Source organism: Thermovirga sp. (assembly GCA_012523215.1).
Taxonomy (GTDB): Bacteria; Synergistota; Synergistia; order Synergistales; family Thermovirgaceae; genus 58-81.
Genome location: JAAYIZ010000196.1, coordinates 1 through 5445, shown reverse-complemented (window position 1 = coordinate 5445; position 5445 = coordinate 1). Strand labels below are relative to the sequence as shown.

Annotated in this window: 7 protein-coding genes and 1 tRNA gene; all 8 read right to left on the bottom strand. The window is 56.2% G+C overall.

Features of this window, described 5'->3' with window-relative positions; translation table 11 throughout:
- Positions 1–385: Nif3-like dinuclear metal center hexameric protein (locus tag GX108_05415; protein ID NLO56475.1), on the bottom strand; the 385-nt coding region annotated here is incomplete at its 3' end.
- Positions 386–441: 56 nt separating this feature from the next.
- A tRNA-Ile gene (locus tag GX108_05410) sits at positions 442–518 on the bottom strand.
- 51 nt (positions 519–569) lie between these two features.
- Positions 570–752, bottom strand: a complete 183-nt coding sequence (locus GX108_05405) for a ferredoxin (GenBank protein NLO56474.1) — start codon at positions 750–752, stop codon at positions 570–572.
- Positions 753–849: 97 nt separating this feature from the next.
- Positions 850–1647: a pur operon repressor gene (purR, locus tag GX108_05400; protein ID NLO56473.1), complete on the bottom strand. Its 798-nt coding sequence runs from the start codon at positions 1645–1647 to the stop codon at positions 850–852.
- Positions 1648–1654: 7 nt separating this feature from the next.
- Positions 1655–2524 (bottom strand): hypothetical protein, encoded by an 870-nt coding sequence (locus GX108_05395; GenBank protein ID NLO56472.1) that lies wholly within the window; start codon positions 2522–2524, stop codon positions 1655–1657.
- Between the two features lie 66 nt (positions 2525–2590).
- Positions 2591–2842 (bottom strand): hypothetical protein, encoded by a 252-nt coding sequence (locus tag GX108_05390; protein ID NLO56471.1) that lies wholly within the window; start codon positions 2840–2842, stop codon positions 2591–2593.
- A gap of 97 nt (positions 2843–2939) precedes the next feature.
- A complete protein-coding gene (gene selB / locus GX108_05385) occupies positions 2940–4859 on the bottom strand; it encodes a selenocysteine-specific translation elongation factor (protein ID NLO56470.1) in 1920 nt (639 codons plus the stop codon).
- Positions 4843–5445, bottom strand: a 603-nt coding sequence (locus GX108_05380; protein ID NLO56469.1) for an L-seryl-tRNA(Sec) selenium transferase, incomplete at its 5' end; no start/stop codon positions are given. The genes selB and GX108_05380, both read right to left, overlap by 17 nt.

The following is a 5445-nucleotide window of genomic DNA, read 5'->3' as shown; positions in this document are numbered from 1 at the left end:
TATCATCCAGGGGCGACATTCCTTCCAGGCCGAGCAGTTCGGCCAGGACCCTGTTGACCCCCAGGGGGCTTATGTCCCAGTTTGTGTGCGACGAAATGACGGAAAGACGGTTTTCAAGGCAGGCCAGTATCTTTCCCCCTAAGGGCGTCCGGGTCTCGATCTTTCTAAGGGGCTCGAATATCACGGGATGATGAGTGACAATACAGGAACAACCTTTGTCCAAGGCTTCGTCGATAGCCCTGTAGGTCAAGTCCAGGGAGACCGCCAGGCGAGTTACCTCCCAATCGAGACATCCTATCTGCAGGCCGGAGTTGTCCCATTCACAACATGATGAGAAGGGGGCAAAGGTTTCTATCCCTTCGATGACATCCCTGACCCGGAGCATTGTTCTCACCGCCTAAAAAATAAAGCCACCTCAGGTGGCTTTATCATCGTTTTACTTGGTGGGCCCACCTGGACTCGAACCAGGAACCTTCCGGTTATGAGCCGGTGGCTCTGACCAGTTGAGCTATGGGCCCATTCTTGAAAAATCGCGAACCGGGTAAACTCGTTGTATCGCCGAGGTAATTCTACTCTTCGACGGTGATACAACTCACGGGGCAGCTGTCAGCGGCTTCAGGGGCGCACTCCGCCCCTTCGGGACGGATCACCTTTGCCTTTCCGGCGTCCTCGTCAAGTTCAAAAACCTCGGGGCATATCTGTGCACATACACCGCAACCGATACACTCTTCAGTATTGATCTTCACCTTCATGGAGACAAGCCACCTCCTCCCATTGGGAGATTCTATCCCACTTGAGAGTCCACGTCAAACAACAGGCCGTAAGAGCGGGTAAACCCCGAAAGGGCGATCATCGCCGCACCCTTACAACCGGCACCCCGTCGGGGCCCCTCTCCAGTTGCAGCAGAGACCGATAATCGAAAACAGCTTTTTTCTCCGGTTCCGACGCCGCGATAAAAATCCCTATCCCGATCACCTCGGCGCTAAATTCCCTTGCGACAAGAAGCATCCCGGCGGCAGTGCTGCCGCCCCTCATAAAATCATCTATGATGAGGACCCTTTTCCCCGAGGTCAGGAACCTGGTCCCCATGAACATGGTCCTCACCTCGCCGCTCCCGGAGGGATAATGAACCGCCACGGCGGGTCCGTCGCCGGGCCTGTTGCGGAAGCGGCACACGGCCATGGGCACACCCAGGGCATGAGCGGTAAAGATGGCCAAGGGTATCCCCTTTACCTCGGAGGTCATAACCACATCAGGTTCCTTACCGATGAAATCCGAGGCCAGGGCGTAACCCAGGGGGCGAGCGTAAGAGGGATTGAAAAGGATGTCTGAGTAATGGATGAGCATACCGGGAAGGATCCTGTCGCTGGATGAAAGCGTCGCCGCCACTCTCTCGAGAAAGGATGTTCGACCATACCCCGAAAAGTCCAGTTTAAGGGAAGCTCCCCCACTCCTGCCCCTTCCCACCTTCAAGGTTCCGAGTCCCTCTTCGCGAAAGGCTTTATCGATGATGGACATATCATCGCTTATAACGGTCTTGGACACTTCGAACTCTTCAGAAACTCCCGTCAGGGAGATCTGTTTCGAGGGCAAGGCCAAAAAACGCGAGGCTATCCTGATCAGCCTCTCCGTCCGGGAACTCTTCATAACGCAATCACCCCAAGATAAGGATTTTCCGCGCAATACCCGTTTCTTCGAACAACTCCGTGCGGGAAAAGCCAGGGGCATCCCGACCGAAAAGGCAGAAAAAGGCGCTCCCGCTCCCGCTTACCCCCCAGGCCAACGCTCCACCGTCTTCCGCTGCGGCCAGAAGCAATCGGTACCCGGGGCGCGTGGCTTCAAGGACCGGGACAAAGTCATTGGGAAGCAGGCCTATTCTCTCTTGTTTTTTCAGCGATTCCAGGATGTCCAGGGCCTCGTCGTAGGCTTCGTATCCGTTGAGCTTCCATCCTTTTTTCCTGTAAAATTCATCGGCCATCTTGTACATGACAGGCGTTGAACAAGTCCACGCGGGTATGACTATAACCACCTTGAAAAGACCGGCGGCACCTTCAATCTTTTCAAGGGGCTGTTCCCCGATGCCAGTCATGAAGGAGAGGCCGTCACCTTGAAAAAGGAAGGGAACGTCGGAACCGATTTCTGCCAGTTCTTCGACCGAGAATTCGACACTCCACTCCCTGGACATCCATGAAGCCAGCGCAGCGGCATTACCACTTCCGGAGCCAAGCCCGCTCCCGGGCGGAACCTGCTTCCAGATATGCACCTCGATGAAAGGAAGCTGGGGCTCCTTCTCCCTGGCCGCCGTCAGGACCGCCTCGAGGATGTTTCTGCCTTTAACCTCTTGGCCATGAACCCTCACCAGATCCCCCTTGACATTATTTTCGTGGATAGTTCTTAATGTCAACCTTTCCAAGGCGGGCAATCTCATGAAGAGGGAGGCTATCTCGTGCATGCCGTCCTTTCTTGATCCTGTAATTCTCAGGGTCAAGTTTATCTTCCCGGGGGAATTTATTTCAAGGGTCATGATGAACACCTCACAAAAAGAAACCCCGGTGCGAAAGGCACCGGGGGGAAGCGCAATTGCGCGTGATCAGAACTGAATAAGTTTCTTGTTTCCGGGGAGAATCTCCACTTCGACCTCACGGGTGAGCAACTCGGCGTAACTGAAGGACACGGTGCTCCTCTGGGACTCTACGTACAATGTAAAAAGGTGCGGATAAGTCTCGACGATCACGCCCATACGCTCTTCCGTTTTCCTTCTGCCCTTGAGGGCCTTGTACCGCACCTTGGAGCCCTTGTACTCGTTCACCCGGTCCCGGATCGTGGCTAAGCTAGGACTCATCTCAGGTTCACTCCTGTAGTTGATTTCTATCCATTTTACCACAAATTTTTACACATTTCAATGTGGCAGGAAGGAAAATTAAATAGAAATATCATTTTTACCTTTTCCTTAGGATCCGCTTTTCCTGCACCCTCCTTGTCACCCCCATCGAGTCGAGCATCTCGAGGAGAGGGAGAATGTACTTCCGGCTGCTACCGGTGGCATCCCTGACGGAAGCGACGGTGATATCGTCCCTGATGCCTCCAAGTATCCCGACGAGCTCCTCCAGGACTCCCTTGGAGACGATCAGACCACCGGCCGCTAAGAAGATCTGTCCTTGGGATTTCAGGGCTTCCAGGGCTTTTTCCACCTCGTCCTGTCGAAGCCCCGTGCCTTCAGCAACTTCAGCGACCTCCGGCAACTGGAACGATCTGGCTGTACAATAATCCAGGATGGCCGCCCCGGCGGCGCCTTTCCTGGCCGCGTCGCCCGGTGAAAAACCGGAAAGCCTGATCCTCTGGCCTTCGAATTCTATTACTCCCTCTTCGGCCCATCGTTCTAAAATCTTTTTCGCATTGCGGAGCGCCATTTCCGGGAGGACCCTTCGGCAAAGCTCATCGGCCGGCATTCCGGGACTATCCGGTTCTTCCTCGTGATACTCTTTTAAAAACCTCAGGGCCTCGCCCAGTTTCACCCTTGCCGTATCGCCGTTGACTATCAACTCTTCTCCCGACCCAACCAGCAGCAACCTCCCAGCCCCGTCCAAATCCCTGGCCAGGGAGACAATGGCTCCCGGTTCCTCCTGCATCAGAATCACGGCCTGCTCCACCGTCATAACGGGTCGGTCGAAGGCCAGCGCCAGGAGGAGCTCACCAGAATTCCCCGCCCTGGAGACCCTGTCCAGCAGTTCCAAGTGTTCTTTTCGCCCCTTTTTTCCCTTGGGCCTCCTGGCAAAGGGCATCAACACCTTTCCACCACCTATCGTCGTCAAAGGGCTGTAGAAACGAATTATGAAGGGCTCTCCCCTGACGGCCACGACCGGTGTTTCCGTGACGATCTGGGCAAAAGCCTGCATCCCCGGTTCGATCCTGTCCCCCTTCAACAGGGCGATTCGGCCCACCGTATCGGTGGTTCCAAGGTGGACGCGTACTCTCTGCCAGTGATGCAAGGGATCCGGCGAGGAAGCCAGTATCTTCAGGTCGACATCAAACCTGCTCGACGAGGCAAATGTCCCCGGGGTGCAGAGGACGTCCCCTCTTTCCAGCTCCGAAAGCGAGACCCCTCCAAGGCTCAGGGCGACCCTTTGTCCGCTCCGGGCTTCTTCCACTGGGTTGTCGTGGACGTGGACGGAACGGACCTCCGTCTTCATTCCCCTTGGCAGGACCGACAGGACGTCGTCCTTCCTCACCCTCCCCCGATAAGCGGTGCCCGTGACGACGGCTCCGAAACCCTTCACCGGGAAGGCCCTGTCAATAGGCATGAAGAATGGGCCCCCGGAGTCCCTTGGTGAAATACGCTCCACCAGCTTTTCGAGGGCTTCGAGGAAGGCGGCCAGGTTGTACCCCGTCACCGATGAGACGGGAATCACCTCTGCCCCCTCGAGGAAAGTCTCCCTCACTTCTTCCTTCACCTCTTCAATGGCCAATTCCAGGAAATCCTTTTCCACGAGGTCGGCTTTTGTCAAAGCGATCAACCCGTGCTCGACGCCTATCAGGCCGAGGATCTCGAGGTGTTCCCTTGTTTGGGGCCTCACTCCCTCGTCGGAGGCTACGACGAGGATGACACCATCAACCCCGGCAGCGCCCGCGACCATCTGCCTTATGAACCTTTCGTGACCTGGAACATCGACAATACTTATGGTTTTGCCGCTTGGAAGGGTAAGGGGGGCGAATCCGAGTTCAATGGTTATCCCGCGGCGTTTCTCATCCCTCAACCTGTCGCAGTCCACTCCGCTCAGCGCCCGGACAAGGGTGGTTTTGCCGTGGTCGATATGACCCGCGGTACCCAGTACAATGGAGATCTCAGTTTTCCCTGTCATGATCCACTTCCCGGGTCAAAAGACTTTCAAGAGCCTCGATCACATCCGGTCCATCTCCTTTGAGCAAGGTCCTGGCATGGAGAAGGATCTTTCCCTCTTTAGCCGACGCGATTACGGGCACAGGCGCCCTTCGTAGTCTCTCCAGCGCCGAACCGTCGGAAATCCCTTCGGGCGGTTCCACCTCCACCCCAAATCCTTCCAGGACCGCGGTAGGATAGGCTCCCCCGCCTACCGCGTCCTCGGTCGCGACCACCCTTGCCTGGAAGCCGGTGTGGCGCTTTATCCTCGAGGCCAAGTTTCGGGCCCTTTTCTTCAGGATCTCACCCGGCTGAGTGATAAGCCCCAGGGTCGGTATCTCCTCCGTTTTACCTTCCATGTAAAGCCTCAATGTGGCTTCGAAAGCGGCCAACGTCATCTTGTCGACCCTCAGCGTCCTCAGGAAGGGGTATTGGCGAATCCTGTCCAAAAGTTGATTCCCGCCGGCGATCACGCCAATCTGGGGACCGCCAAGCAGCTTGTCACCGGAAAAGGTCACCAGGTCCACCCCTGACTCCACGCACTGTCTGACCGTCGGCGCTCCCTGGAG

Excerpts from the sequence above, each read along its gene's own strand:
- GX108_05405 (NLO56474.1), bottom strand. The coding sequence starts at position 752 with ATGAAGGTGAAGATCAATACTGAAGAGTGTATCGGTTGCGGTGTATGT.
- purR (NLO56473.1), bottom strand. The coding sequence starts at position 1,647 with ATGAAGAGTTCCCGGACGGAGAGGCTGATCAGGATAGCCTCGCGTTTT.
- GX108_05395 (NLO56472.1), bottom strand. The coding sequence starts at position 2,524 with ATGACCCTTGAAATAAATTCCCCCGGGAAGATAAACTTGACCCTGAGA.
- GX108_05390 (NLO56471.1), bottom strand. The coding sequence starts at position 2,842 with ATGAGTCCTAGCTTAGCCACGATCCGGGACCGGGTGAACGAGTACAAG.
- selB (NLO56470.1), bottom strand. The coding sequence starts at position 4,859 with ATGACAGGGAAAACTGAGATCTCCATTGTACTGGGTACCGCGGGTCAT.